The organism is Zhihengliuella salsuginis (assembly GCF_014651715.1).
In the GTDB taxonomy this organism is placed as follows: domain Bacteria; phylum Actinomycetota; class Actinomycetes; order Actinomycetales; family Micrococcaceae; genus Zhihengliuella; species Zhihengliuella salsuginis.
In genome coordinates this window covers 42,705-68,903 of the sequence record NZ_BMXK01000006.1, presented here as the reverse complement: position 1 = coordinate 68,903, position 26,199 = coordinate 42,705, and the positions used below count along the sequence as shown (strand labels likewise).

Sequence of the window (26,199 nt, the reverse complement as noted above, 5' to 3'; positions counted from 1 at the left end):
CTCGACCATCCACGAGGTCATGAGACCTGCCAAAGTGCATGATGTCCTAATTCATCACACTGCCCCCAGCTACACCCTCGTTTGTGATAAATTCTCGCCTATTGGTTTTAGCTGAGAATTCCAGATAGACTACGCACATCTCGCGTCAACCTCAACTGCAGCGCTGCTCCTCCGCAATAATAATAACACCAATTTGGGACAATGTTTGTATTACAATAACCAGCTCGAAAACAGCATAGAAGAAAGCAAACATGCCGGCAATCAAAGTTACGAAATGACTCAGATACATCCCAACAGGAGCCATCTCTAGATCACCACCGAACAACATCGCGAAAACGCAGACAAAGATCAGGGAAAGTTGGGACAACCCGGCCCAAACCAGGACAAACACTAGATCTGAAAGTACACTCTTGCCCTCCAATGCTCCACGTCTCCGAGACCAGTCCCGGAGACGTCGAGCACCTGGAAGACCCAAACTCAAGACTAGGGACGTAAAGCAGGCGCCAACCGAAATCGAGGAAAATGTCAACCCGTGCGAAGCGGCATCAGAAATCTTAGTGCTTGCAGCCGGGAGAAAAGGCAAAGCCAAAGATACAAGAATAGCCAGCATCATCGAGATATATGGTGCCCAACTTGAAACTAGCTGTCTTCTCCTCGGCCAAATCTGTCCTCTGAAGAGCCTCAGATCCAGCACTGGCGGCTTGCTGCCATGCATCTGCGCACCTCCTAGAAATTCAACTGAAGTCGTCGCGTTGTCGTCGACCCCAGGCTGCCGCTAGTTTTCTCAGTCGTTCCGCCACTCGAGATCCCCAATCTCTTCCACCATCTGTGACGCGACTTCTAGTAACGGCGCCAGTTGATCGATCGCGTCCGAGTGAGGGTCAATGCGAGCTGTTCCTTTTACCACATGCTTCTGCAAGCTCACAGAACGCTCGCCCTCATATTCCGGCGTTCGCCCTTTGATAACCGCATTCTTCAGTGCATTAATGGGCCGACGCGCCAGTTCGATTACTTCGTTTACCACTCCTCGCGTCTTGGAAAGGCTCTGCCCTCTATCGGCGTTGAGTTGAAGTTGAACGGCTCCAGCATTCGACTCACCAAGCTCGCCAAGCATAGCCTCAGCGCTCTTCGTCCAGCTATGGTTCGGTCGCTTCAACGTGATAGAAGCCTCACGAATGCGTGTAAATCTGGAAACTTCTTCCTCGAAAGAGCGACTGGGGATTGGGTTCAGAGACATAGTTAGTCCAGCCATACCGAGGCGTCCTCGCCCGAAATTCGAGAGGAACTTCTCGATCTGATAAACAGGGACTCCTGGCCTCTTACGCTCCAGCAATACAATTCGTTCCGCCGGGTACACGATTACCCATGCCCCATTAACTACAAACCGGTTACCTCCGGGGTTTACGCTAGCAGTTGTAGCTGTATTCGGGTCGTACATCACGGGCAGTTCCGTTGAATTTCCCGATACAAATCGAAACGCTAGCATTCCTCCGCGGCTCGACGTCTCAGTAATCGCGACAGTGTCCTCGCCCATGGGCATCCTTAGGTCACGCGGATCCGTTTCGAGCACACTGTGAAATAGAAACGGATAGTCCAACAGACTCTCGTCTGGCGAGCCCGCTTGGACGTGCCCGTGGATGCTGTGTGCTTCCACCGTCCGGATAACTGATCGCGCCAAGAGTTTCCCTTCCCCCACCTTGGCGGCCCGCAAGCGCCCCCAAGTCATCAATATCTACCAAGGATACTTTCTCACAGTGCTGATAGTTGTGTGAGTCTCCGAGGCTCTTGACGTCGTCGGCGCTCAAACGTGAGGTAGCCGGGCGCCCCTCCGAAGATCCATGCGGTCGACAGTAGAAGACGTACCTAGCCATGCCTGCATGGCTTCGCCACTAAAATATTCGCCTCGTGGGGTCCGTCGCTCCTGCCTTCGGGGCCACTGCGCTGGCCCCGAAGGCAATATCCACTGGCTTTCACCAAAAAATCCTCACTCGTGCTGCAGCTACTGGCGGAGGGAGTGATCTCCGCGTCGCAGGGATGTCGCACAAGCCCATCACGGCGGCACTGGAAGCCGCCGGTGCGTATATGGCGAGCATGAATTCAGTCACGTGCCTATCGACGTCCGGTGGACGATCCCGAACCAGTCCGACAAAGCCCAGTATGGGGCGGTGGCACACCACTGCAAACGACACGAGATCAAGGCGTGGGCATACAACAGGATCCGCAGCAGGTCCCTAAAATTGGTCCCGTCAGTGCGCCCGATCCCCGCATACCCCTACCACAGAGCAGCCCCTACCGCGTCAATGGCACCTTGACCGAGCCCGACCCGGATCAACTATTCGGCACTAGCGCTCGTGGTCAAGAATTGACCGTTCTTGGCGCATACATCACAGAGTAGCTATTGACCCCGATCAGGTTACAGAGAGCCTCAACGTCAGACCACTCGCCGGCCGGCAGTGGACGCATGCTCGGTCGTGTGATGGCAATTGCGACGCGAGCCGTGCCGAGCACGCGGGCCCGTGAGGCCGCCCAGTGCAGGTCGCGCAGGCCTCGCAGCGGGCCCCAGAATACGGTCACCGAGTCACCATTGGGACCACGCGCCTCGCATCTCATCGGCTTCTGTTCGATCGTTCCGCTGACGACTGTCCATTCGACGCCCAGCGCAGCATGAATGATCGCGCTAGGCCCCGGATAACGCCGTGCGGTGAACTTAGCGGTGCCCCCGATACCCTCCAGTGCGCGCGGGTATTCCTTAGCGACACTATCTTTGAGCCACACGCGGATCTCCCCATCGGTCATGTAGGGGTGCAGCGGTCCACCGAATTCTGGGTCGGCTACAAGCTCGTTAAAGACAGCCCCGCGCTCGCTTGTTGGGACGCGCTCCCATCGTCGATGATCGAAGATTCTGTACGCATACGCCAGCGCCTCCTCGCGCACGTGCTCCGGGAGTCTCACAGTGTCCTCTCATCGCCACCGCGATGGGGAATGTCCTCGATCGGAGGGAACTCCAATCTCACCACGTCGGCGGCTGTTGCCAAATCACCGACGTCCGCAATCCACTGCTCAATGAAACCTGCAACGATTTGATCCTCAAAGTCGAATTTCGACCGGCTGACGTTTAGGATCTCACTTTCGCCAGCTTCGACGTGAGCCCTAAATGACGAGACCTCGGCTATGCGTCGCAGATCTGAGACGCAATCTAGGACAACAACCTTCTCCTTCCCAGCACGCAAGCGGAGTCCACGGCCGAGCTGCTGGATAAAGATTCGACGGGAATGGGTAACCCTAGCGAATACGATAATGTTTACGTCTGGGACATCGATGCCCTCATTGAGAAGGTCCACGCTAGTTAGTAGCTGAGTCTTCCCTGACCGAAACCGGAGCAGAGCCTGCTGCCGCTCACGCTTAGTCAGGCCGTTGTGCACCGTTTCGACCCCTCGCCAGGTAGAGGAACGGCACAGAAGCTCCGCGAGTGCTTCCGCGTGTTGGATCGTCTGGCAGAACACAATCCCGCGTGGTGCGCGCGTCGCGTTCCACACTGCGGTAAGCCGGTCACGAATTGCCTCGTCACGCTCAGGGATGAAAAGCCTGCGGTTGAGGTCCTTAATCGAGTAAGAGTGCTCAGATGCATCACGTACGAACTCCCAGTCGATATTGTCGGCAAGCAACCGATAGTCGACTTGAGCGAGATACCCTCTGGTGATCCCGTCCGGGATAGACATGCGTACGACCGGTGGTCCAAAGGTCCGTTCGATATCGAACCGGTCGCCTCGCCAGGGCGTTGCGGTCACCCCGAGGCGAGGCACGTCAACCAAGGTCTCGATCATCTGCGCGTAGTAACCGGTTTCACCCACGTGATGCACTTCGTCAACGACAAGTAGATCGGGACAAAAACCACGCTGGACATAGGCGTGCGCGCTGGGCAGGACTGCGAAGGTGACACCAGATAGATCGTCCCTGTGATCGCCGTCGCCGATCCTCTGGGTCGGCACTCCCTTTGGGATAAACGCCCACATTGACTTCTCGAGCTGGTCGATGAGGTCAGTCGAATGCGCGGCTACCAGCACACGAGAATCGGGTTTCTGCTCGAGCATTCTAGCCACAATCGAACCAGCTACTATCGTCTTGCCAAGGCCGGTGGCCAGATATACCAACGCGCGACCCGGACCGTCTTCACCTAGTGCCTCCCAGGCTTTCTTGACCGCTTCGTTCTGGTAAGGACGCAGCTCAACTTCCGGTGGCAATTCGTTCGCGCCGCGCGCCAGCTTTGCAAGCGCGGCACCATCCCATGCTTTCACCGATCGACCGACATCTGCAAAGGCTAAAATACGAGCGCGGGCCGATTTTGTGAAGCGCCCGTTTGTTACGACGATCCCCGAGGCCGCACCGTATGCGTCGATTGCCTGCGAAACTTCATTCACCGCGTCATCATTAACAGAACCGAGAGTCGGGTCCAGCTTCCACTTTGCCTGGATAGCCACGAGCTCTTGACCGAAATACGCAAGAAGATCGCCGCCCTGGTCGTTTGCACCATCGATGTTTACAACCTGAGTAAACCCCAGTAGTGGCAGCAAGCGCTCAAGGGATCGCGTGAAGCCACTCGGCCCACCCTCGACTAGCCGCTGTGAGGAAAGGAACTCAGCCATTGCTGTCCGGCCCGTTCTGCTCCGACACGACGCCGTCGAGGGTCTCCAGGCCGATCGAAAGCCGCAGCAACTCCCGAGGGCTCAGCCGGTCCGTCGCGCTGAGCATCCGCTGGAGGTCGCGGAGCAGGCTTGTGACGTGCGTGAGCCGCTCTTCGCGGATCACCTCGTCCTGCCACGACGCATAGGTGGTGGCGAATACACCACCGTCGAGCATCTGCTCGGGCATCTCCAGGGCTAGATCCTCGATAGCACGGGCACTGAGGTGTTCGGAGTATTCGCCAGAGTCGACCAAAGAGTTCCAGTCGGCCTGATCAGCGGCGTTCGCCGCAATCTTCTGAGTCTCGGTCTTCGCTGCGGGCGACAATCTCGACCAGATCCCGGTGGGATCTTCTTTGATGACCGAAACCACCGCTTCTCGAAGCTGGCTCAAGATACCCTCCGCAGACGCTCGAACAGTCGCTGCATCGATTTTCCGGTCACCCACCTGCTCTAAGACCCGCGACACGAAAACTCCGGCCCGGCCCTTGTAGCCCAGGTAGCCAGCCGCGTAGTCGTGGAAGACCGTAATTGCGACGTCAACTGGGTTCCAACCGTATTCGGCGAGCAAGGTGTGACGGCTGTCGAGGAAGATCTCAATTACGCCCGCTTCAAGGTTGGCGTTAGAGAATCCATCGGGTAGTTCCACACCCTTAGTAATGTACGCAGTCACCTTGATGGTGGTGGTGTCATCGGGAATTACGATAAGGGCGGCATCGAGTTGTGGAATGATGCGTCCGCTTGCCCGGAACCGAGCCAGCCGATCGTCACGGGTCTCCATCGCAGGCGTATTGGGCTGTTCAGTAGCACCGTCGCTGCCTCCCAGGGTATCCTTCTCGTCCGCATCACCACCCGAATCCGGCAAAAGATCAGCAATATTCGTATTGTCGAGGTCTCCGCCGTCGTCAGCATCCGCGAAACCGGCCTTGATCTCCTCGTGGTTGACGACATACCTCCACCACATCTCGTCCGACTGATAGTCAGTCAGGCCCTCTCGGAAATACCGCGCCCAAGTGCGCGCCTTGTCCGCCATCGCTTTCTCACCGTTGCCGGGAACCAAGTACCTATAGCCCGGATCGTACCGACGGTACGCGTGAAACAGCATGCCGAGGCGAGAAGAGTTACTCTCGAAGGAGAGCTGCTTGGCGCGTTGTTCTTGAAGCGGTCCGAAACCGCGAACCTTTTCAACGACTGCCCTCCATGCCACGGTGTCGCGACCGAAGTCGGTCTTCCTGTAATTAACAGGAAGATGATCGAGGTGGAGCTCACCAACAATGCGCCCACGGCCAAGTTCGGCCGGGTACTCCGTGAACCGCTCCCCTGTGTCCGAGTTGAGCCAATCGAAGAGACCTTTGTCGAGGTGGCGAATCGTGCGCCCCTCGCGAAGCAGCGAGATGCCAAAGTCGTTGGCATCGTCGTAGCGCTGGATGCCAAGCCATCCGCGGATCTCGCGAGCGCGCTGTTCAATCCGGTTAGACCCACATTCGACACATTGTTCTAGATCACGCATCTCGGGCGAGTGCCAGTGGCCGCAGTCAGAACAAGCGAAAGCCAAGCCTAGCTGCTCATTGATCTCAACGACGGCCGAAACGTGCTGCCCCTTATAGAGTACTGACCGCTCGGACGACCAGATGCACGGGATATAGGGCTTGACCGCCTCGCCGTTTAGACGCAGTCCGAGGCCGAGCCCTCCAATGACTTCCGCCCCAGCGATAACTGTGCCGGTTACGTTCCGGAGCATGTACGAATAAGTTTCGCCGATTCGGCTTCTGACACGGCTCGCGATGCCGTTCCAGCCGAGGCGCTTGACGGTGTCGCTCCGCAGCCGGGAGACGCCAACCGTCGTGCCATGTTCACCGATCGCCTTCGGCTCACGCGCGAGCGGCACCTGGAACGAATCTTCGGAACCCATAGCCTGGATGTCAATGGTTGCGATGGTCCACCAAGTCTCATCTGAGCGACCCGAGCGTATCGTCGTAACGTATCCCAACCTACCCGTCGCGACATTGAATCCCATTCCGAAGAGACCGAGGGAGCCATATCGATCGTTGCCCGACGAGCCCGCTCGCAGCGCGTTTCGCATCTGCTCCGACGACATGCCGCGCCCCGTGTCAGTCACACTGATGACGGACTCAGACGTGACCGATGCGCCGTAGGGCAGGTCGATCTCAACCTCACCTTCGAAGCCGGGTTTGTCCCGACGCGCACTTGCTAACTCATCTAGCGCGTTGTCGATGAGTTCGGCCAGACACTCCTCGACGCTCATGTCTACGTCGGCAATCACGTCCAGGATTCGCGGAGACGGAGTTAGGTCAAGTTGCTCTTCAGTCATTCCTAGGCGTCCAGTTCCCTTGAGGTAAATTCATAGCATTCAGGTCAGCAGGCCCCCAGGTCGGCTATTGGCCTAGTCACGTACTGGACCTGGGCCAGCGGGCCGACGATACCTACGCGGAGCTGCCGCATTCCTGCACCCATCCTAGTCGTCGATACCCAAATCCTCGGCACACAGCAATCATTCGACGGCTAGTCAAGCATGGACCTAAGTTATCCATGCGAGTAGCCCGATTGGAGTTCCGCATAGTGGTGTGACGCAACGGTGATCAGCACGTCGTAGTCACGGCAAACGCGGTCACCGTATAACCCTTCGGGTGAACCCCTCACAGCACACTCGAACGAAGTCATCACGATAACCGACCCACTCGTTTCTGGGCCACGCACTGTCCGGTTCGTCGCCGGAGCTGATGCGCGAACTGCTTCAATGGATGATCAATGCCCTGTTCTGGCGCGGACGCCGCGACGTCATCACTCGTCTCGGCGCCATGACGTTGCGGCGAGTTCGTCGCGTGCGAAGCCCATGGAGTGTGCAGGCTCTCCAGGAGTACACGACGGAGCAACTCGGCTACATGTCTCTCTAGCTCCGGAAAGGTTGAATCCCCTATACAACGCACATCTTTTCCACAAGGTAACGATTCGCAGTGGCGTCGGCGTGTTAACTGAGTAGATTTGAAGCATGAATGACGACAAAGACGAGGCCGCAAGCGGTAAGCAAGTTCCTATACCATGGGGCGACGGATACAGAACATGCACCGTTTGCGGCGGCGACTGCACACCCGATCCGGAAGGAGTCGACGGATTTGGTGTACGTATCATCTTTGTCTGCCCTCTTCACGGAGTGCACTCGGTAGTAGATCCATTCGAGGACAGACGATAAGCAGTCCGGAGATCGCACTCGAGTTGTAAGGCGTAGTCACAATGAGCCGAGGCACGAGCCATCGATGATAGGGCAATTGCGCCGAAAGGCCGCAGGCCATTCCCATGGCAGCGGTCCTACGGCCGGCCTATTATGGGCGACATGGCCTCCCTACGCTATTTGCACCACTAAAGAGGAAGGTCGTGAGAATAGCCGTTTAGGATCATGATGAGCACCATCGCCCGGAGACCACTGCACTTGCTGAACTCCTCCTTCAAAACCCCGCCTGACGTGCCAGGTTGGAGCGGCAGCACTGTGCCAGAGCAAATCAGGAAGAGAGAGCGACGCCCATCCTTCCTCGTCGAGCAGCACCCCAATGTCGCGTCGCGGACCTAAGTAGAGTCCGAACAATTCGAGAATTCGTTCTTCCTGGACCTGCATCTACGATCATCGTTGGTTTCGGCCTCGGCGCTAACCACAAACTCGTGGGCACCGAGCTTTCAGCCGTTTGCGGCCGCAGCCAATACAGCCCGGTTCCAGGATCGGACCGAGGACGCCTAATTCGAGCCTCTTGTGGAGCACATCGATCGCCCGGTATCTGTGCTTATGCCTGACAGCAACAACTACTCAAGGCCGGTGCGTGTTGAGGTACTGGACCACGTCCTGCTCAATGTCGGCTGCGGTTTCAGACCTCTCATTGAGCTTAGGTGCCCATGCGCGTCCGGGGTGGAGTGTGTCCCAGCGCGGACGAAGACCCTTATATCTGCCTGCGCCAGGGTCGTGGTTACCTAGGCCATCGACGATGACATTCCAGGCGGGATTGTGCATACGAATAGCCACAACCTCCGCCAAGGGCACCCAAGTGGGCGCCACTGCCAGTGCTCGAACCTGAAAGTCAGAGACGTCAAGGTTGGTGGCGGCACCAATTGAAGCACGATGTTTGCCAATTCTATTAAACAGCTTTGCCCCTACGGGTTTATTTGCCTGTTCAGGGTCACCCTTTCGCGCATTCTCTGCATCGGCTTTGCCGATGTAGAGGGCCCACGCCCCTGCATTAGACATGTTCTCGTCTGCAAGAAGCCTGTACGCCGGATGCTCTCCGGTGTAGTAAAGGGCATATATACCAGCTCCATCGAAGCGCTCGAGCTTGGCCAATGATTCTACCGGACGTTCATCGAGGGCACGCGCGATCGACGCACCGAGATTGTCGTAGTCGAGAGGGTCGAAATGCTTGGTCATGCCGGCATCATCAACCGAGCAGTGTTCCGTTGAGTCACCTCGGCGACGCTCTTCTTCGCACTGTCGAGCTCTAGATGCTCGACGACGCTGGCCATCACAGTCTGGGCGAGTTTGACAGGTACAGCGTTACCAACTTGGCGCATCGCCTCTGTCCACGCTCCATGAAGTGCGTAACGATCCGGGAATGTCTGGATTCGAGCCGCTTCACGGGTGGAGTAATAACGCACGGAGCCGTCAGGGAACCGCATCATGTTTTCGCCACCAGGCACGCCATGAACACCAGCTTTGAGCGCCTTGCTCGGCTCGTCAAGCAGTGATCCGGTGTGCCCGAGGTACGAACGCGCGCCGGCCTGCAGGCGATGATCTAGCCATCCACTAGCTGTTCGGTTCGCTGCAGGTTTCGGCAAACCAACCATCGCGTCACGGACCGTTCGCCAGGGTTTCTTACCGTCATCATCCCTAAGAATCCCACGCACAGGAATGCGATCAGCAACACGAACCCCATGCCGTTGCCAATAGTGTCCTTCGGTTTGGTCCCGCAGAAGCGCTGCTGCGGAGAACCCGGCTTTGGGAAACGACCACTCGGCGTCTACGTCCGAGCGGAAGCCAACCATGAATACGCGGTGGCGGCGCTGAGGTACACCATAGTCGGCCGCGTCCACCAAGGTAGTCACCAAGCGATAGTTAAGATCAGAGCGCACTGCCGTGTGTTCACGCTGAAGCCGGGTGAAGTGCTCTACCCACGTCTCCCCCTCACGCGCGCGCAACTCAGGATGCTGCAGGCGCAACTTGATGAACTCAAAGTAGTCTGAGAAGGAACTGCGCGTCAGGCCCTTCACATTCTCAACGACGAATGCGCGAGGTCGGAGCTGCTCAATGACTGAGGTAGTAGCCGGAAACATATCGCGCGGGTCTTCGGCGTTGCGAGCCATCCCGCCGAGGGAGAATGGCTGACAAGGCGGACCGCCGGTGACAACATCAACTTCGTCAGCTCCAGGCACCTGAGACCAGTCGATCGAGCGGACGTCACCCTCGAGTACATTGAGGCCACGGACTAGTGGATAGTCGACTGCCGCGTTCTCGCGCATGGTCTGGCAGGCCCACTTATTCCACTCTGCTGCGGCAACATGTTCGACCCCAGCAATGGCCGACCCCAGTAGTAGCCCACCGCCTCCTGCGAAGAGCTCTACTCCCCGTACTGCCACTGCAATCTCCCTCGTGCACGACCGACTGTGTACTCTTGACAAGAGTACCGTGATGACGCAGCTGAATCTCGAATGGGCATCCCGGGCGGACTATCCAAGCCCACGCCCTGAGGCTACAGCCACAACTCGCTCTTCATGGACATCAAGTGCCCGATCCTCGAGAACGTCGTCGCGGACCACGAGGTCAATATCACCACACCGGTCGCGGACTCGTTCAGATACAGCGTCCAGACCGGCTACAGTACCAAAATACGTAGATCATGGACCACACCATCTTGCCGCGCAACTGCCTGGGGTCCGACGATCAGGTGCCTTCGGGCATCTGACCACTGCGCCGGCGTCGCACCGCACGCGGAGTCCACGGCCAATGACCTGTACGGACTGCTGCTCGAAGACGAGCGCGCCTACGGGGGCCTTCCGTGGGATCCGCGACTTCGTCGCCTTAACGGTGAAGCGGATCATCGCCGTCAACGTCCAGGGCATCGCCGGCAAAATGCGCGACTACACCTCGCTGCCCTACACCAAGATCCAGTCCTTCTCCGTCGAGACGGCCGGCACGTTCGACCTCGACGCCGAACTCGACCTGTGATTCAGCGAGCTGGACAAAGTGCGACTGCTTTCCTCGCCGCTTGCTGGATCGCGAATTCGACACCCGTCGCTGTTGTGTAGGGTTCAGGCGTGCTCATCGTCAGGCCCCTCCCGATCCGCAGGTGCAAGCGCCAGAGTTGAATCCAGAGCCTCGCCCGTCGTCGCACGGCTCATCTCGCCAAAGAACCCACTTGCTACATGCTTTGCAAGCGTATGCGGAACATTCGCGCTCGCGGCTTCCGGGTGCGGCCCCCCGGTAGCCTCGAGGTACTGAAGCAGAGTTCTCAGGGCAGGACTCACCACCTGTTGGACTTCTGGCACTGAAAGCGTTCCTTCTAGCGGGGAGAGGTCGAGCTGAGCGAGATATTTCCAGAGGACGCGCGCACCGAGTTGCGGGTCTGCAGCGATCTCCGCGGCCAGCGAATCTCGATCAATACCAGCTTCCTCCAGCAGCCTGTCCAGCAGCCCCTGCCCGTCAGACCGCTTGAATCCATTGCGCTCTGCCAGCGGCGCGAGCAGGTCTCGGAGCCGGTCGAGTTCCAGACGTCCCTTACTGACTGCGGCGCCAAGTACATCGGCAACCAGGCTGATGTCACCCACCTCGGCGACGAGATCGGCGATCGTGCGCTCGATCGTCATGGTCGGGAGCCCCCGCACAAGAGTCACGTCGGACGGATCAAGCGCTCGCTGCCGGTAGCGAATCTCCGATCGCTGGCTCTGACGACGCTCCGACGAAACGAACTCGTGCCGATCAGCCCACAGGTCGCCTATTTCGTGCAGCACTGCCGCCGACGAGCTGGCAACCACGATTCCGCCGGCCAGGTCTTGCATCCGGTTCTCCGCGAGATTCTTCGGTTCGGTACTGAGCCAGGCGGCGCGCAGATTCTCGAATTCATCACCGGGAGCGCCCGCGTCTTTGTAGACGCCATGGGCCAGCCGCTCGAGATGCCCGGCTTCCGTGAGACGAGAAAGATTGAGCCGGGAAACTCCAAGCGCGCCCGCCTGAGCCGACGTCACCATCCCCCACTGGGAACCCGTGACGTCGGCAAGCACTTTCAGCGCGTCACCCGACTTCATGCTTGGATTGTATCTTTTAGAGTGAAACATTCCAAGTAGTAGTTCACCCAGAGGAGCGGTCGGTCTCGGCGCTTGAGCGCTCCCGCCGGCGTGCGCACCTCCGCGACCACGGTCAAACCCCGCGATCGGAATGAGCTCCCGACTCAGCGGCGCCCGCACCTATTTTGTGAGGAGTCTTCCTTAGCGTGGTTGTACCGGCCAGACGCCGGTGCCCGCCGCTTCCCAGACGGGCTCATCACGATCACAGTTGGGGGAAATCATGACTGCGAAAGGAAACCTGCCGCGGCGCACGGCCTCGCCGATGCGCGAGCTGTTCGCCACCGCACTGCTGGTGCTGGCGCTGGCCGCCTGCGGCACCAGTGACGTCGACGAGACTGCCGCATCCAGCAGCGCGGCGGCGGAGTCCGCCGCCCAGGCCGCGGAAGAATCGGCCGCCGCGGAGGCAGAAGCGGAAGCCGAAGCCGCCGCCGCGTCCTCACGCGCGGCTGAGGAATCCGCCGCTGCGGCAAAGGCCGCCGAAGAGTCCGAAGCCGCCGCCAAGAAGGAAGCTGAGGAAGAAGCCAAGGCCGAAGCCGAACGCAAGAAGCGTATCGACGACGCCAAGCCCGCGACCGAACGCGAACTGGCACTGGTCGCGAAGGACCCGGACGCCGCCTTCGGCGACATCATGGTCGTCTACGGCGAGATCACGCAATTCGACTCTGCGACCGGCAAGTGCACCTTCAGGGCGAACATCGCGCACCAGAACATGGCCGACACCTGGGACTACGACCACAACGCGATCTTCATGGCCGTGGACTCGGACGAGGAATGTCCGATCCTGGACGACGTCATCGCAGACGACGAAGTCGAGATCACGGCGACTGTCATGGGCGCGTTCAGCTACGACACCCAGATCGGCGGCAGCACGACCGTCCCGTCGTTCATCGTCAACGAGATCTCGCTGCTCAACTGATCGGACCGACCGGCCGGGTGCCCGCGGGCACCCGGCCGGCCCCGCCGTCGTCGTACCGGCCGAAGACTGCCCGCTGCACACGGACAGGCTGCTGCTCGAGGGCGAGCGCGTCTACGGGGCCTTCCGCGGGATCCGCGACTTCGTCGCCTTCACCGAGAAGCGGATCATCGCCGTAAACGTTCAGGGCATCACCGGCAAGAAGCGCGACTACACCTCGCTGCCCTACACCAAGATCCAGTCCTTCTCCGTCGAGACGGCCGGCACGTTCGACCTCGACGCCGAACTCGACCTGTGGTTCAGCGGGCTGGGCAAGGTGCGGCTCGAATTCACCAGCGCCGTCGACATCCGCTGGCTGTCGCAGTTCATCGCCGGGCGGGTTCTGTAATAGATCCGACCGTCCGCCGACACAGCTTCGTCGACGCAGGAACACCCGCCAAACGAACGAAGCATGCCCGGATACATCTACTTCCTTAGAATCTCCAACAAGCCTCAGCACGCATAGCGGCACAAAGCTTGTTGGACATTTGATCCAGTGCGTGCATTGAACGTCACGCGCTCCCGCATCAACGTGGTCGGGCCTACGGCGGAAGCGTGGAGTGAACAGCCGCCGCCGTGCTTACGGGGCAGCTGGCGCCGGCGACTACTCTCGGGCGAACCGATCGTCGTCGCGGTGGACCGTCGACGACTCACCGCCGCCCTCGAGGACGGCCGTGACCTGTTCCAGCTCCGGGGCGTCGAAGTAGATGTTCTCCAGGATCGTGATCGCGATGCCCTGCAGCTCGTACTTCACATGCTCCTGCGGGTCCTGCGGGTCCTGCAGGTGCGGCAGCCGGGCGACGTCGTCGTTCAGAATCACCACCAGCTCGCCCTTCGCCGGCGTCTCCCACCCGGTGATCAGGTTGAAGCTGCCGTACAGGTCGTCGATCCCGGGCACACGGATCTTGGTCAGCCACTGGTCCATCTTCTCGTCGGCCCACGCCTGGCCCGTCAGCTCCGAGGCCCGGCTCGGCGAAGCTTCCGCCAGAGCGGCGCGCTGGTGCATCGGCAGCGCCATCTCCCACTGCCCGCGTGTGTAGGAGCGGGAGGCGCCTCCGTCATGCGTCACCGCGGTGACCCGCTCGAGCTCCGGGTACGCCTCGGCGGTCTGCTCCATGATGCTGTACCCGACTCCCCCGAGCGCGTCCGCGCTCCCCGGTGCCGCCTCCAGAGTGGCCACGAGTTCGCCCGGGGCTCCCGGCATCGTGGACTGCACGAAGTACCCGGGGTGGACCACCGCGTCCGGGCAGTCGGCGCCGTGTCCGGAGAGCCAGTGCCCGGTGACCTCGTTGGCCCACTGCTGGCGGTCCGAACCGGCCGACGGGAGAGACCAGAGCTGGCAGAACTCGTCGAAGGCCGCCTCCGGACGCCCGTTGGCGACGGCGGCCGCCTTGATGTCCGCCGGGTCGTCGGAGGCGGGCTCCTGTGAAGCGGAGGACGTGGCGGCGGCTTCGATCGGCCGGTCCTCGGACGACGCGTTCGGCGTCGGCGGGTTGGCCGGGCCGCCGCGCGCCTCGTTGGCAAAATGCACGATTCCAGCCATGACCAACGCCCCGACGAGCGCCACGCAGACGGCCAGGGCCGTCACGATCACGGCCAGGCGTTTGATGGACGTCTTGCGGTCGTCCGACATGATCCCCCACATCATCGCTGCGTCGGGCGGCCATTTCATCCGACCCCTGTGGATACGCAGTCCGGCGTCGTGTGGAAGCCTAGCTGAAAGCTACGCACGCGCCCAGCCTGCCCGTTCGCCGCCAAGGCCCGGGCGGATCCGCGCCGCGGCGTTGTCGCCGGTGACCACGCACACATAGGATCACAGCATGCGCCCTCCGTTTCGTATCCTCGTAGGCCTTTCCGTGGCCGGACTCGCCGCCTCCTCGCTCACCGCGTGCGGGCCCGCCACCCCGGAGCCCGACCCCGCCGCCGAGGCCCTCGCCTCCGCCCTCGAGTCCGGCGACTTCTCCGCCGTGCCGCTGGCGGAGACCACCGCGGAGGAGGCGGGCGACGTCGTCGTGCAGGCCTACTCCCCCATGGGCGAGATCCCGCACGCCCACACGGTCACGCAGGTGGCCGTGGACGAGGAGGAGCAGGACGGCGTGAAGACCGCGACCGCCACCCTGCACACCGTGTGGGACGTCGACGAGACGGAGAACGACTTCGCCTACGACACCCGCGCGGTGTGGGAGCTCGACGCCGAGGACGAGCGGTGGGAGCTGCGCTTCGCCCCCGAGATCTTGGCGCCCGAGCTGGGCGAGGGCGAGTCCCTGGCCGCGCAGACCACGTCCGGCGAGCGCGGGGAGATCACCGGCGCCGGCGACGAGCCCCTGGTGACGGACCGCCCCGTGGTGCGGGTGGGGATCGACAAGACGCGGGCCGAATCGAGCGAGTGGGAGGCCTCGGCGCGGGAGCTGGCCGGGCTGGTCGGGATCGACGCCGACGCCTACGCCGCGCGCGTCGAGGCGTCCGGCGACAAGGGCTGGGTGCAGGCGATCGTCCTGCGCGAGGACGGCCGGGAGGTCACCGACGAGCAGATCGCCGCGATCCCCGGGGCGATCGCGCAGCCGGACGAGATCCCGCTGGCGCCCACCCGCGAGTTCGCGCGGCCGATCCTCGGCACGGTCGGGGCCGCCACCGCGGAGATCATCGAGGAGTCGGAGGGGCGGATCGAGGCCGGCGACCAGGTGGGACTCTCCGGCCTGCAGGCCGCCTACAACGCGGACCTCGCCGGCACCAAGGGCGTCACCGTCACCCGCAACTCGGCTGAGGGCGAGCCCGTCGCCGAGCTCTACGCGAGCGAGCAGACCGACGGGCAGGACCTGGAACTGACCCTCGACGCCGACCTGCAGACGCACGCGGAGGCCGCGCTGGCCGACGTCGAACCCGCGTCCGCCCTGGTGGCGGTCCGCCCGTCCGACGGCGCCGTGCTCGCCGCCGCGTCCGGCCCCGGCAGCGAGAACTACAACACGGCCCTGCTGGGCCGGTACGCGCCGGGCTCCACGTTCAAGGTGGTCAGCGCACTCGCGATGCTGCGCGGCGGCTCCACCCCGGAGACCGAGGTCGAGTGCACGCCCACCACCGAGGTGGACGGGAAGTCGTTCAAGAACTTCGACGCCTACCCCGCCTCCGCGCTCGGCGGCATTCCCCTCTCCGAGGCCCTCGCCCAGTCCTGCAACACGGTCTTCGTGGACGCGGGGAACGACGTCGGCGCCGCGCCGCTCGCCGAGGCGGCGGCCGCGCTGGGCCTCACGGGTGAGGACACCACCGGGGCCGGCGCGTTCCTGGGGGCCGTGCCGGACGATTCGACCGGCACCGAGCTGGCGGCCAACATGATCGGGCAGGGCGTGGTGCAGGCCTCTCCCCTGGGCATGGCGACGGCCGCGGCGTCGGTCGCGAACGGGGCGACCGTGACGCCGAAGCTGGTCCTCTCCCCTGCGCAGGACGCAACCTCGGAGGACTCTTCAGCCGAAGCCTCCCCCTCACCGGACGCGCCGGCGGAACCGGCGAGCACGCTGACCGCGGAGGAGGCCGAGTCGCTGCGGACGATGATGACCGGGGTCGTGGACCACGGCACGCTCGTGGACCTGAAGGGCCTGCCGGGCGGCGCGGTGATCGGCAAGAGCGGCACGGCGGAGTACGACGACGAGGAGAACGCCCACGCCTGGACCATCGCCATCCAGGGCGACCTGGCCGTGGCGGTGTTCGTTGAGACGGGCGACGGCGGCTCGCACACGGCAGCCCCGCTGGTGGCGGACTTCCTGACGGCTGCCGCCGAGTAGGGGCCACTCCACTCCTGCCGCCCGGCCGCTTGACTTGAATACCCCTGGGGGTATTCTGGTCGGCATGAACAACTCCCCTCAGCCCGCCCGGCGCATCGTCGTGGTCGGCGGCGTCGCCGGCGGCATGAGCTTCGCCGCGCGCGCCCGCCGGCTCGACGAGTCCGCCGCCATCATCGTCCTGGACCGCGGCCGCCACGTCTCCTTCGCGAACTGCGGCCTGCCGTACCACCTCGACGGCGAGATCGCCGACGGATCGGCCCTGACCCTGCGCACTCCCGAGTCGTTCCGGCCGTCCGGCATCGACGTGCGCACCGGGCACGACGTCGTCGCCCTGGACCCGCACGCACGCACCCTCACCGTGGAAATCTCCGGCGACGGCGACCCCCGCACCGAGACCATCGCCTACGACGAGCTGCTGCTCTCCCCCGGCGGCCGCACCGTCCTCCCCGACGTCGACGGACTCGACGCCGGCTTCGCGTCCGGCCGGGTGCGCACGCTGCGCACGGTCGACGACGCCACCGGGCTGCGGGCCGACGTCGCCAACGGGCGGGCACGCACCGCCGTGGTCGTCGGGGCCGGCTTCATCGGCCTCGAGGCCGCCGAGACCCTCGCCGAGGCCGGGCTCGACGTCGCCCTCGTCCAGCGGTCCGGGCAGATCCTGCCGCCGCTCGAGCGCGAACTCGCGCACCTGGTCGCCGCGGAGGCCGAGCGACTCGGCGTCCGCATCCTCACCGGCCGCCGGCTGCGCGCCTACCGCCGGGGCACGGACGGAGGCGACGTCGTCGTGCTGGACGACGGCACGGAGCTGCCCGCCGACGCGACCGTGATCGCCACCGGCATCACCCCGGACACGGATGTGTTCGCCGCGGCCGGCGTCGAGTGCGACGCCGGCGCGATTCTGACCGACGAGCACGGCCGCACCAGCGTCGAGCACGTCTGGGCCGTCGGCGACGCGACCGCCCGCCCCACCGCGGTCACCGGCGCCACCCGCGCGACGGCCCTCGCCGGGCCCGCCAACCGGGCCGGCCGCCTGGTGGCGGACGCGATGCTCGGCGAGAACGCCCGCCCGCTGCCGCCCGCCCAGGGCACCGCCGTGGTCCGGGTCGGCGGGCTGACCGCCGCGATGACCGGCGCCAACCGGGCCGAGCTGGACGCCGCCGGCACCGCCTACGAGACCCTGCACCTGCACCCGCTGCAGCACGCCGGCTACTTCCCCGGCGCCGAGCAGATCCACCTCATCGTGCACATCGGCCCGAGCGGCCGGCTCCTCGGGGCGCAGGCCGTGGGGCGCGACGGCGTCGACAAGCGGATCGACGTCATCGCCACCGCCATGCGCGGCGGGCTGGGCGTGGCCGACCTGATTGACCTCGACCTCGCCTACGCCCCGCCGTACGGGTCCGCAAAGGACCCGGTGAACTTCGCCGGCATGCTCGGCGAGAACGTGACCGGCGGGCTGGTGCGGCTGTGGCACGCGGCCGAGGCCGAGGAGCTGGACGCGGCGCTGGTGCTGGACGTGCGCAACCCGGACGAGGTCGCCTCCGGCACCCTGCCGGGCGCCCTGGTGATCCCGGTGAACGAGCTGCGCTCTCGCCTGGGCGAGGTGTTCGCCGCCGCCGGGCACGACGACGACGCCCGGCCGATCCGCGTCCTCTGCGCGTCGGGCGTGCGCTCGGCCGCCGCCTACCGGATCGTCGTCCAGGCGGCCGCCGCGGAGGGGCGCGCCCTGGACGTCGCCACGCTCTCCGGCGGCATGCTGACGCTGCGCGCCTGGTACGGCGACGACGTCGACTCCCTCCTGACCACCCCCGAACTGGAGGCCGCATGATCTCCCACGACGAAGCAACCCAGCGCAAGATCCTGAACCGCCTCAAGCGGGCCCGCGGCCAGCTCGACGCCGTGATCGCGGCCGTAGAGGAGCAGAAGTCCTGCCGCGACGTGGTCACCCAGCTGTCCGCGGTGACGAGCGCGCTGGACAAGGCCGGCTTCGCGATCGTCTCCACCGCGATGCGCGAGTGCGTGATCGCCGACGGAGAGGACGGCGCCGCGGAGCGTGACGCCGACGGCAGCGACGACGACCGCATGAGCATCGACGAGCTCGAACAGCTCTTCATGCGCCTGGCCTGAGCGCCGGACCCCGACCCCAGATACCCCGATAGCCAACTTCACGGAGAGAACTATGTGCCGAGCAGTATCCTGCAAGACCTGCGGCAAGACCACCTGGGCCGGCTGCGGCCAGCACGTCGACTCGGTCAAGGCGACCGTCCCGGCCGGCCGGTGGTGCGGCGGCCACGAGAACCAGAAGAAGGGCTTCTTCGCCAGCCTCTTCGGCCGGTAGGTGCCACGCCTGGCGCGGGCGAAGGGCTGTGGATAACTCCAGGGCCATCTTTCCAGGGTGTATTAGCATGAACGGAAAGACTTAAGCCGCGGCGATGAGCGCACGCAGGGCCCTCGGGCCGCAACCGCTACATCGGAGGCCAAACAGTATAAGTTTCACTCAGCCCCTTTCCCAGGAAGTAAGTAATGGGACCAATCGCCTCCTACTTCGCTTATGCTGTCGCCCCGGCTGCCCTCACCTGGGTCTACGCATGGCTCGCCTGGACCGGCCGCTATCGCCGCTGGGTCAGATCACCCGTCACTATTGGAATCGCCCCGGCCTTCACATGGCACAAACGTAACTACTGGCCTTTCCTAGCCGCAGCCCTAGGCACCGGCCACCTATTCTGGGGAGCATTCAGCACTGTCAATTACATGTACCCGGATGAAGACGTTCTCGCCAGTGCGTTCCTGTACGCCGGAGCTGCGATCATCTTTCTCTTTGGCTCATGGTGGCCGGAGGCGTGGCGCCCTCAGTGGCACAAGGACTGGGTTGCACGCGGCGGCGACCGCGACCGTACAGGCACACCGCTCTTCTCCAACGAGGAGCTCATCGCCCGCGGCAAACTCCCACACGGCGCAGCAGCAAAGATTCAGCGCCAACAAGCCCGCGGCGCACGCAAGAAGCGCCACTAATCCACTACTCAAAACGGGTCTTCGACCTTCCGGAAGGGAAAACATGACTGAAACCGCGCCCACCCACACCGGCTTCACCGGCGCGCTCAGCTTCGTCCCTTCCAAGGGCTGGCAGCCCGAGCACGCACGCGAAGAGGTCGAGCTCCTCGCCGCCGTCCCCGACGCACCGTTCGCCCCCGGACCGCCACGGTATACCCCTGCGCAGGCAGCATCGACGAATACAAGCGCGACTCCATGATCTAGCTGTCGGAGGTGCCCGCGCGGGCAACGCGGGCGAAGGGTTGTGGATAACTCCAGGGCCATCTTTCCAGGGTGTATTAGCATGAACGGAAAGACTTATGCCGCGGCGGTGACCATCGCGGTTCGGTGCACGCTAGGACGGGGATCCACTCTGCCGGAAGGAGCGCACAATGACGTCTTGGGACATCCGCGTCGCAGCCAGCCGTGCCGCCATTACTGGCGCAAGGACTGATATCCAGACGATGGCTGCCCAGACGCCGAGCCTCGACGCGCGGATCACGGAAGCAGCTCATTCCACGAAGTCGCCTGAAATCGCAGCTGCCCTCGAACTGCTCCACCGCGACCATCTGGATCCGGTACTCAGCGCGGCCGAATCCATCGCCCTCAACGCCTGCGATCGCACCGACGACGTCATCGATTACCACGTGGCCGGTGACGAGGAGATGCGCCAGGTCGCCGAAAACGCGGCCACTACGGCTGCCAACGCGCAGGGCTTCTAGCATGTCAGTCACGTTCGTCCCCGCTGTCAGGCTCGAAGTCCTTCCCGCAGAATTGCCGCTGCCGGGCGAGGTTTCCGGTTCCGCCGACGCGATCACCGAGCACGCCCGCACGGCCAGGGGTCGGTACGACGACGCCGCAGCTTCCTGGGCTCAACTCTCCGACGGCCGCTTCATCACACCCCAAGCCGAGGAAGTCCACAGCGCATTTGAACGGCTCGTGCTGCCGGTCGTGCAGGACTACGAGTCTGCGGCCGGGCTGACAACCAACGCACTCGTGGCCTTCCAAGATGCGATCGACCGGCTCCGCCCGAGCATCCAGGACGCCCGGGAGCAGGCCTACGTCATGAACGCGGTTCCGCCGCCCGAGCGCGACGACGCATTTTGGGCTCAAGCCCAAAACCTCCAAGCGCGCCTCAACGGGCTGGGCGAACAGTACGCTCAGGCCGTCGAGGACTGCGTCAATGCGCTGAACCGTGCTGCCGCGCAGCAACGGAGCACCAGTTGGCAGGCGGGCCCGGCAAGCATGCTCAGCATGTCAAGCACCATCAGCGAGAGAGCGGCGAAGCACCTCCCCGAAGCGTCCCTGTTCAAACCGTACGAGAAGGACGGCCGGCTCATGTCGGCGTTCAAAGGCACGGGCCTCACCGGCGCGGCCGCGCACTCGGCCACGTGGATGGCTCGCAAAGCCGGCGTCCCAGACGACTACATCGATCGCGTCCACGAAGCCGCTTCCGGTGGAAAGCGCGTCAGCAATAACGAGACCAGCGCAATGCTCCGCTCCGCTGCCAAGGACCCCACCGCGCTCGGCTTCGTACTTCGGAAATTCCCTGCACTTCAGAAGTCCAAGACGAGCGTCAAGGGCGACCAAGTCTCGATGCGCCTTCAGCTCACGGACCCTGCAGGCCCACCGCGCCGGACCGGAAAATCGTCGACGGCGATGCGCAACGCGGTCAACAAGCTCGAGGATCTCTCCCAGAGCAAGGCCGCGAAATTCCTCGGCCCGGCAGGGCTCGCACTCGGTGCGTACGGCAACTACAACCAGGGCTACAACGACAGCCTGAGACGCAACCCCAACGCCACAGAAGCCGAACACCGCAAGGAAGCGCGTCTTGACTCAGCCATGAAGACTGGCGCCAATCTCGCCGGCTCGCTGGCCGGCGCCTCTGTTGGACGCGCCGCCGGAGCGGCGCTTGGCCAGGTTCTCATCCCCGTTCCGGGTGTCGGGATGGCCATCGGCGCCGTTGCAGGCAGTCTTCTCGGCGGATACTTCGGCAGTAAACTGGGCGACACTTTCGGCGACGCCGCCAACGAATCCCGATACGAGGGAGCCCGCATTGAAGACCAATTTCTGGCTGGAGGCAAGGCCGTGCTCGACTCCGTCAATCCCTTCTCCACGACTGGACCTTAGATGCTGGATACTCTGATCTCATTCTTTTTCATCGGAATACTGCCAGCAATTCTAGGCTGGGTCTATGCGTGGCTGGCATGGAGCGGCCGGTACCGCCGCTGGGTCAGAACGTCAGCAATTGCCGGGATTCCACCTATGTTCTCTTGGCACAAGCGGAATTACTGGCCGTTCCTATCGGCCGCGATCGGAACAGGCTGGATGCTCATGTGGGCTTTCAGCGCCGTCGATTATCTGTACCCAGATCAGGATGTCCTCGCCGAGACCCTTCTGATGGTCGGTGTTGGAATCATTCTCGTCCTGGGCTCGTGGTGGCCCGAGGCGTGGCGGCCGCAGTGGCACAAAGACTGGGTCGCACGCGGCGGCGACCGCAACCGCACCGGCACACCGCTCTTCTCTGACGAAGAGCTCATCGACCGCGGAAAACTCCCACACGGCGCAGCAGAAAAGATCCAGCGCCAGCAAGAACGCGCCGCGCGCAAGAAGCGCCGCTGATCTACCAACACTCCAATAGCCACAATGCCTTCCGGAAGAGAAATCATGACTGAGTCCGCGCCCACCCACACCGGCTTCACCGGCGCGCTCAGCTTCGTCCCCGTCGAGGGCTGGCAGCCCGAGCACGCGCGCGAAGAGCTCGAGCTCCTCGCTGTCTTCCCCGACGCACCGTTCGCTCCCTCCCTCACCGCCACGGTGATTCCCTTCGCGGGCGACATCCATGCGTTCGCCGCCCGCGCCCTCGACGGCCTCAACTCCACGTTGAAGGACTTCCGGCTCGTCAACGTCACCGGCTGGCAGCCCGACCTCGACGCGCTCGAGGCGCACGCGGCCGATCCTGAGTTGGAGAATCCCGAATCGCTGCGCCGTCGTCGTATTGAATATGTCCACCGCGCACCCGACGGTCAGCTGATCTCCGGAGCCGACTACCTCTTCATCGACCAAGGTTGGGCCGTGCAGGTGACGACCACCTGCGCCATTGCCGATCGCCTGCTGCACCACGACGCGTTCGAGTCCATGGTCGGCAACGTCTCCGTGCTGCGCCCCGCGGGCGCTGCGCCGGCGTCGGCGAGTCCGGCCACCATCGAGTACGACGACGTCGCATCCGCCGCCTTCGGCGCGAATGTCGAGTCGCTCGCGGGGTGGGCTGATCAGCCGCCGTTGCAGCGCGAGGGCGAGTTCATTCACGCGGCCACCTTGATGCAGGTGGAGCAGTTGGATTCAGAGAATCCCGTCAACCTGGGCAGGAACATCTTCCGGCCGACAGGGCTGACGAACGATGTCATCGCCAACATGCAGTGGCTGCAGCTTCTTGACGACGAGCTCCGCCCGACCGCCCTCGGGCGCTTCTTCCACCAGGCCATGGGGAACGCCGACATCAACGTTCAGGCAACGGCGCACCTGGCCGACGGCGCCGAATCGCTGCTCCAGATCGGCATCGTTGGCGAGACGGCACTCGTCATCGCTCAGCCAGGGTGCGCCGAGCTCCACGGCGGCGCCGTCTGGGGCCCGCCGGGCCCGGACCACTACTGGGCCGAAATTCTGCCGACCATCGAGGTCAGCCAGCGCATCCTCGAATGGGCAGGCGCCACACCAGCATGGAATCTGCAGATCCAACCGGACGCGCTCCCGGCCGCAACCATCGACGCCAAAGTCAGCGGCGAGGCCGCATCGACACAGGTGGGCGCCAATGCGGCGGCCCAGCGGCTCTGGGACCAAAAGTGGTGGCGCTGGAGCGTTCAGATGGAATCCGAGGGTCTGCACATCGACCCCCTGGAATACGTCAGCGCTGGTGCTGCCGGACCCCACGCCGTGCTTCCCGGGCCAACACCTGACACTCGACTGCTCTCCCCCACGCCGGCCCACCTGGTCTTCTGGCAGATCGAAGAACGCCTCCAGGCGGTCACATACAAACGCGACTCCATGATCTAACTGCAGGAGGCCCCGCGCGGGCGAAAGGTTGTGGATAACTCCAGGGCTGCCTTTCCAGGGTGTATTAGCATGATTGGAAAGACTTATGCCGCGCGCGAGCCCGGCACGATCCGGCACGCACGAGGCCATGACGGGAGGGCGGCGCAGCTTGAAGTTCGACATCCATCACGACGCCGCCCAGCAGACCACCCGCGTCGCCGAGTCCAACCTGGCCGAGATCCGGGAGCACCTCGCGGCCGTCGAGGCCCGCGACCGCGCACTGCGCGGCGGACTGTCCCAGAGCGACGCCGTCCGGTCCGCTCTGGAGGAGCTCTCCAACTACGTCGTCGCGCCCACCGAGCAGGCCCTGCGGGAGAGCGTCGACGCCGCCATCCACTGGACGCGCGTGGCCCTCGGCGAATACGCCGCCGGCGACCAGAAGATGGCGGACAACGCCAACCGGTCCGCCGCCCAGGCCGCCTCCCCGCACCCACCGGGGGCGCCAGGATGAGTTCACCGCTGTTCGAGGTCGTCGCCCTCGATGATCACGACGTCGTCCGCACCCGGGCGGTTTCCTACGCGGAGGCCGCCGCTTCCGTGCGGACCTCCGCCGAAACGACGCGGAACAACTGGCACCCGATCGGCCAGCAGTACAGCGCGGTCGAGTCGTTCACGGTCACCGCGGCGATGGACCGTCCCGTGCAGCTGGCATCGCAACTCGACGACGTCGCCGATGGCGCCCGCTCGGCGTTGACAACTTACGCGGACGCGCTGGAGGAGCTGTCCCGCCAGCGCGCCACCCTGCTCGCCGACATGGTGGCCTTCGAAACCAGCGGCCCGGGCGTGGAGGATCTGGACGCCCGAGAGCTGGCGATCACGCGTCTGCAGGACCGCTGCCACCACCTGGCCCAGGCGAAGGACGACGCCCAGAACCGGTGCGTCCAGTCGCTGCGCGGACTGAGCACCGCCGCCGCTCCCGAGGACGCTCGTCCCAAGCGCGTGCCCACGGCCGACGAGGCCGGAGACGTACACGACCCGACGCCCGGGGCAGCCGTCGAGATCGCCCGCGACGCCGGATTCGTCCCGGGCGACTCGTTCGACGACGGCCTCGATACCCTCAAGTGGGCCGCTCAGCACTACGGCGGCGCATTGGGCGCGGGTTCGAACTACTTTGCCCACAATCTGTCGCAGACGGTACTGAAGGCCGACTGGGTCCCGAATTTCATGGCGGGGATGGGCGCCAAAGACGCTCTCCTGGCGAAGTTCGATCTGACCCCGGAAGCCGTCTTGGACGGCAACAGCTCCCGCCATCCCTTCAGCAAGGCGGTAAATCTAGCCGACGGGGCCAAGAAGTTCGTGCAGCGCAGCGTCGCATTCCTGAACCCCAAGAACTTGGTTCCAGACGAAGGCCTCAAGGTCTCGAAGGACATGTGGGGAAGCGTTGGCAAATGGGCAGGACGCGCGGGTGGAGTCGTCGGCGCCGGCTTCACTGCCGTCGCGAGCTGGCAGGAAGACTCCCAGAAGCACCCGGAAATGACTGGCCGAGAAAAGACCGCACGTGCTGCTATGGTGACTGGCACTACGACAGTTGCCGCCATAGGTGGCGCCAAGGCGGGCGCGGCGATGGGCGCAGCCATCGGCACTTTCTGTGGTCCCGGAATCGGAACTGCCATAGGCGCCGTCGCCGGCGGAATCATCGGCGGTGCCGTCGCAGGGTTCGCAGCCAGCTCAAACGACGATTTCCTGAAGAAGATCGGCAGTCAGGTCTACGAGGTGGGCGATAATATATTTGGAAGGGCCGATACGTGAGCATTCTACTAGCCATTGTCGGAGGAATCCTATTTCCACTTCTTTCGGCCCACTACATAGTTCACCCTCGCCGCATCACTGACGCCTCGTGGTACGGTCATTTCAGCGAGTACACAAACCTCTATCTTTTCCCGCCCGGTTTCGCGCTACTTGCGTCAGTCTGCTGGGCCTACGTTGCCGACAGCTGGGGGTTAGATAATATCTTTACTGTCCTCAGCGTTGTCGCGATGTTCTGGGTCGCTCTCACCGCGCTCGGTTTCATCGCCATGCTCGGCGTCCCAATGCCGCCATTCATGACCCCCAAGTGGGTCCGTGAGCGCCGCAAGGCCGACCGTGAGGCCAAACGTCAGCGTCGCGCCGAGCGCAAGGCTGCACGAGACGAGACACCGGAGACAACAGCAAGTGGCGATTGAGTTGTCGTCGCTGCATCCCGCCAGTCGAAGCAGGACAGGACGCACAGGTAGACGATTCCGTGAACCCAGTATTCGAAGCAGCGCTCTGGTGCCCTGGTGGTGTTTTTTTCACAGTGCTAGCTATCCACTACATCGCGCATCCCCGACGCATTCAGGACGCTGCGTGGTATGGA

25 protein-coding genes are annotated in these 26,199 nt (G+C 63.4%); 16 read left to right on the top strand and 9 right to left on the bottom strand.

Annotated features, from left to right (window positions below):
• Positions 1–151: 151 nt before the first annotated feature.
• From IE069_RS08035 to IE069_RS08005, 7 genes are all read right to left on the bottom strand, one after another.
• Complete coding sequence (locus IE069_RS08035) at positions 152–715, bottom strand: hypothetical protein (RefSeq protein WP_189349621.1); 564 nt, start codon at positions 713–715, stop codon at positions 152–154.
• A gap of 69 nt (positions 716–784) precedes the next feature.
• Positions 785–1,534, bottom strand: coding sequence for a DUF4747 family protein (locus IE069_RS08030; protein WP_189349620.1), 750 nt, complete (start codon positions 1,532–1,534; stop codon positions 785–787).
• Between the two features lie 821 nt (positions 1,535–2,355).
• The gene (locus tag IE069_RS08025) at positions 2,356–2,934 is read right to left on the bottom strand and encodes a hypothetical protein (RefSeq protein ID WP_189349619.1); all 579 of its coding nucleotides are present in this window, start codon (positions 2,932–2,934) and stop codon (positions 2,356–2,358) included.
• A 14-nt stretch (positions 2,935–2,948) separates the two neighbouring features.
• The gene (locus IE069_RS08020; RefSeq protein ID WP_189349618.1) at positions 2,949–4,643 is read right to left on the bottom strand and encodes a DEAD/DEAH box helicase family protein; all 1,695 of its coding nucleotides are present in this window, start codon (positions 4,641–4,643) and stop codon (positions 2,949–2,951) included.
• The gene (locus IE069_RS08015) at positions 4,636–7,011 is read right to left on the bottom strand and encodes an ATP-binding protein (protein WP_189349617.1); all 2,376 of its coding nucleotides are present in this window, start codon (positions 7,009–7,011) and stop codon (positions 4,636–4,638) included. The genes IE069_RS08020 and IE069_RS08015 overlap by 8 nt, the downstream gene beginning before the upstream one ends.
• 1,485 nt (positions 7,012–8,496) lie before the next feature.
• Positions 8,497–9,108: an Eco29kI family restriction endonuclease gene (locus tag IE069_RS08010; protein WP_189349616.1), complete on the bottom strand. Its 612-nt coding sequence runs from the start codon at positions 9,106–9,108 to the stop codon at positions 8,497–8,499.
• Positions 9,105–10,313 (bottom strand): DNA cytosine methyltransferase, encoded by a 1,209-nt coding sequence (locus IE069_RS08005; protein ID WP_189349615.1) that lies wholly within the window; start codon positions 10,311–10,313, stop codon positions 9,105–9,107. The genes IE069_RS08010 and IE069_RS08005 overlap by 4 nt, the downstream gene beginning before the upstream one ends.
• Before the next feature lie 367 nt (positions 10,314–10,680).
• Here IE069_RS08005 and IE069_RS08000 point away from each other — a divergent pair, with 367 nt between their 5' ends.
• Complete coding sequence (locus tag IE069_RS08000; RefSeq protein WP_189349614.1) at positions 10,681–10,902, top strand: PH domain-containing protein; 222 nt, start codon at positions 10,681–10,683, stop codon at positions 10,900–10,902.
• An 83-nt stretch (positions 10,903–10,985) separates the two neighbouring features.
• Here the strand turns inward: IE069_RS08000 and IE069_RS07995 are convergent, their stop codons facing one another.
• The gene (locus IE069_RS07995) at positions 10,986–11,978 is read right to left on the bottom strand and encodes a type IV toxin-antitoxin system AbiEi family antitoxin domain-containing protein (protein ID WP_189349613.1); all 993 of its coding nucleotides are present in this window, start codon (positions 11,976–11,978) and stop codon (positions 10,986–10,988) included.
• Positions 11,979–12,237: 259 nt separating this feature from the next.
• On the opposite strand from IE069_RS07995, the gene IE069_RS07990 reads away from it, so the two are divergent.
• Together IE069_RS07990 and IE069_RS07985 are read left to right on the top strand one after the other, a co-directional pair.
• Positions 12,238–12,933, top strand: coding sequence for a hypothetical protein (locus IE069_RS07990; RefSeq protein ID WP_189349612.1), 696 nt, complete (start codon positions 12,238–12,240; stop codon positions 12,931–12,933).
• Positions 12,842–13,318 (top strand): PH domain-containing protein, encoded by a 477-nt coding sequence (locus tag IE069_RS07985; protein ID WP_229791041.1) that lies wholly within the window; start codon positions 12,842–12,844, stop codon positions 13,316–13,318. Before IE069_RS07990 ends, IE069_RS07985 begins: the two co-directional genes overlap by 92 nt.
• Before the next feature lie 255 nt (positions 13,319–13,573).
• Here the strand turns inward: IE069_RS07985 and IE069_RS07980 are convergent, their stop codons facing one another.
• Entirely contained in the window at positions 13,574–14,641 is a 1,068-nt protein-coding gene (locus tag IE069_RS07980) for a hypothetical protein (protein WP_189349611.1), read from the bottom strand.
• A gap of 184 nt (positions 14,642–14,825) precedes the next feature.
• Here IE069_RS07980 and IE069_RS07975 point away from each other — a divergent pair, with 184 nt between their 5' ends.
• The 13 genes from IE069_RS07975 (at position 14,826) to IE069_RS07915 (ending at position 26,026) form a co-directional block, all read left to right on the top strand.
• Entirely contained in the window at positions 14,826–16,745 is a 1,920-nt protein-coding gene (locus tag IE069_RS07975; protein ID WP_229791022.1) for a penicillin-binding transpeptidase domain-containing protein, read from the top strand.
• Between the two features lie 64 nt (positions 16,746–16,809).
• A complete protein-coding gene (locus IE069_RS07970) occupies positions 16,810–18,570 on the top strand; it encodes an FAD-dependent oxidoreductase (protein WP_189349609.1) in 1,761 nt (586 codons plus the stop codon).
• On the top strand, positions 18,567–18,869 hold the full coding sequence (locus IE069_RS07965; protein WP_189349608.1) for a metal-sensitive transcriptional regulator: 303 nt from the start codon (positions 18,567–18,569) through the stop codon (positions 18,867–18,869). The genes IE069_RS07970 and IE069_RS07965 overlap by 4 nt, the downstream gene beginning before the upstream one ends.
• 52 nt (positions 18,870–18,921) lie before the next feature.
• Positions 18,922–19,080: a DUF8730 family Cys-rich protein gene (locus tag IE069_RS07960; RefSeq protein ID WP_189349607.1), complete on the top strand. Its 159-nt coding sequence runs from the start codon at positions 18,922–18,924 to the stop codon at positions 19,078–19,080.
• A gap of 185 nt (positions 19,081–19,265) precedes the next feature.
• Positions 19,266–19,754: a hypothetical protein gene (locus IE069_RS07955; protein ID WP_189349606.1), complete on the top strand. Its 489-nt coding sequence runs from the start codon at positions 19,266–19,268 to the stop codon at positions 19,752–19,754.
• Positions 19,755–19,797: 43 nt separating this feature from the next.
• The gene (locus IE069_RS07950; RefSeq protein ID WP_189349605.1) at positions 19,798–19,992 is read left to right on the top strand and encodes a hypothetical protein; all 195 of its coding nucleotides are present in this window, start codon (positions 19,798–19,800) and stop codon (positions 19,990–19,992) included.
• A gap of 172 nt (positions 19,993–20,164) precedes the next feature.
• Positions 20,165–20,494, top strand: coding sequence for a DUF6507 family protein (locus IE069_RS07945; protein WP_189349604.1), 330 nt, complete (start codon positions 20,165–20,167; stop codon positions 20,492–20,494).
• Between the two features lies 1 nt (position 20,495).
• Positions 20,496–21,902, top strand: a complete 1,407-nt coding sequence (locus IE069_RS07940) for a glycine zipper domain-containing protein (RefSeq protein ID WP_189349603.1) — start codon at positions 20,496–20,498, stop codon at positions 21,900–21,902.
• A complete protein-coding gene (locus tag IE069_RS07935) occupies positions 21,903–22,394 on the top strand; it encodes a hypothetical protein (protein ID WP_189349602.1) in 492 nt (163 codons plus the stop codon).
• A 45-nt stretch (positions 22,395–22,439) separates the two neighbouring features.
• Positions 22,440–23,825 (top strand): hypothetical protein, encoded by a 1,386-nt coding sequence (locus tag IE069_RS07930; protein ID WP_189349601.1) that lies wholly within the window; start codon positions 22,440–22,442, stop codon positions 23,823–23,825.
• A gap of 85 nt (positions 23,826–23,910) precedes the next feature.
• The gene (locus IE069_RS07925) at positions 23,911–24,315 is read left to right on the top strand and encodes a DUF6507 family protein (RefSeq protein WP_189349600.1); all 405 of its coding nucleotides are present in this window, start codon (positions 23,911–23,913) and stop codon (positions 24,313–24,315) included.
• On the top strand, positions 24,312–25,613 hold the full coding sequence (locus tag IE069_RS07920) for a glycine zipper domain-containing protein (RefSeq protein ID WP_189349599.1): 1,302 nt from the start codon (positions 24,312–24,314) through the stop codon (positions 25,611–25,613). Before IE069_RS07925 ends, IE069_RS07920 begins: the two co-directional genes overlap by 4 nt.
• Entirely contained in the window at positions 25,610–26,026 is a 417-nt protein-coding gene (locus tag IE069_RS07915) for a hypothetical protein (protein WP_189349598.1), read from the top strand. The genes IE069_RS07920 and IE069_RS07915 overlap by 4 nt, the downstream gene beginning before the upstream one ends.
• Positions 26,027–26,199: the final 173 nt, after the last annotated feature.

Excerpts from the sequence above, each read along its gene's own strand:
- IE069_RS08035 (WP_189349621.1), bottom strand. The coding sequence starts at position 715 with ATGCATGGCAGCAAGCCGCCAGTGCTGGATCTGAGGCTCTTCAGAGGA.
- IE069_RS08030 (WP_189349620.1), bottom strand. The coding sequence starts at position 1,534 with ATGGGCGAGGACACTGTCGCGATTACTGAGACGTCGAGCCGCGGAGGA.
- IE069_RS08020 (WP_189349618.1), bottom strand. The coding sequence starts at position 4,643 with ATGGCTGAGTTCCTTTCCTCACAGCGGCTAGTCGAGGGTGGGCCGAGT.
- IE069_RS08015 (WP_189349617.1), bottom strand. The coding sequence starts at position 7,011 with ATGACTGAAGAGCAACTTGACCTAACTCCGTCTCCGCGAATCCTGGAC.
- IE069_RS08010 (WP_189349616.1), bottom strand. The coding sequence starts at position 9,108 with ATGACCAAGCATTTCGACCCTCTCGACTACGACAATCTCGGTGCGTCG.
- IE069_RS08000 (WP_189349614.1), top strand. The coding sequence starts at position 10,681 with ATGACCTGTACGGACTGCTGCTCGAAGACGAGCGCGCCTACGGGGGCC.
- IE069_RS07995 (WP_189349613.1), bottom strand. The coding sequence starts at position 11,978 with ATGAAGTCGGGTGACGCGCTGAAAGTGCTTGCCGACGTCACGGGTTCC.
- IE069_RS07990 (WP_189349612.1), top strand. The coding sequence starts at position 12,238 with ATGACTGCGAAAGGAAACCTGCCGCGGCGCACGGCCTCGCCGATGCGC.
- IE069_RS07980 (WP_189349611.1), bottom strand. The coding sequence starts at position 14,641 with ATGAAATGGCCGCCCGACGCAGCGATGATGTGGGGGATCATGTCGGAC.
- IE069_RS07970 (WP_189349609.1), top strand. The coding sequence starts at position 16,810 with ATGAACAACTCCCCTCAGCCCGCCCGGCGCATCGTCGTGGTCGGCGGC.
- IE069_RS07965 (WP_189349608.1), top strand. The coding sequence starts at position 18,567 with ATGATCTCCCACGACGAAGCAACCCAGCGCAAGATCCTGAACCGCCTC.
- IE069_RS07960 (WP_189349607.1), top strand. The coding sequence starts at position 18,922 with ATGTGCCGAGCAGTATCCTGCAAGACCTGCGGCAAGACCACCTGGGCC.
- IE069_RS07955 (WP_189349606.1), top strand. The coding sequence starts at position 19,266 with ATGGGACCAATCGCCTCCTACTTCGCTTATGCTGTCGCCCCGGCTGCC.
- IE069_RS07950 (WP_189349605.1), top strand. The coding sequence starts at position 19,798 with ATGACTGAAACCGCGCCCACCCACACCGGCTTCACCGGCGCGCTCAGC.
- IE069_RS07945 (WP_189349604.1), top strand. The coding sequence starts at position 20,165 with ATGACGTCTTGGGACATCCGCGTCGCAGCCAGCCGTGCCGCCATTACT.
- IE069_RS07940 (WP_189349603.1), top strand. The coding sequence starts at position 20,496 with ATGTCAGTCACGTTCGTCCCCGCTGTCAGGCTCGAAGTCCTTCCCGCA.
- IE069_RS07935 (WP_189349602.1), top strand. The coding sequence starts at position 21,903 with ATGCTGGATACTCTGATCTCATTCTTTTTCATCGGAATACTGCCAGCA.
- IE069_RS07930 (WP_189349601.1), top strand. The coding sequence starts at position 22,440 with ATGACTGAGTCCGCGCCCACCCACACCGGCTTCACCGGCGCGCTCAGC.
- IE069_RS07925 (WP_189349600.1), top strand. The coding sequence starts at position 23,911 with ATGCCGCGCGCGAGCCCGGCACGATCCGGCACGCACGAGGCCATGACG.
- IE069_RS07920 (WP_189349599.1), top strand. The coding sequence starts at position 24,312 with ATGAGTTCACCGCTGTTCGAGGTCGTCGCCCTCGATGATCACGACGTC.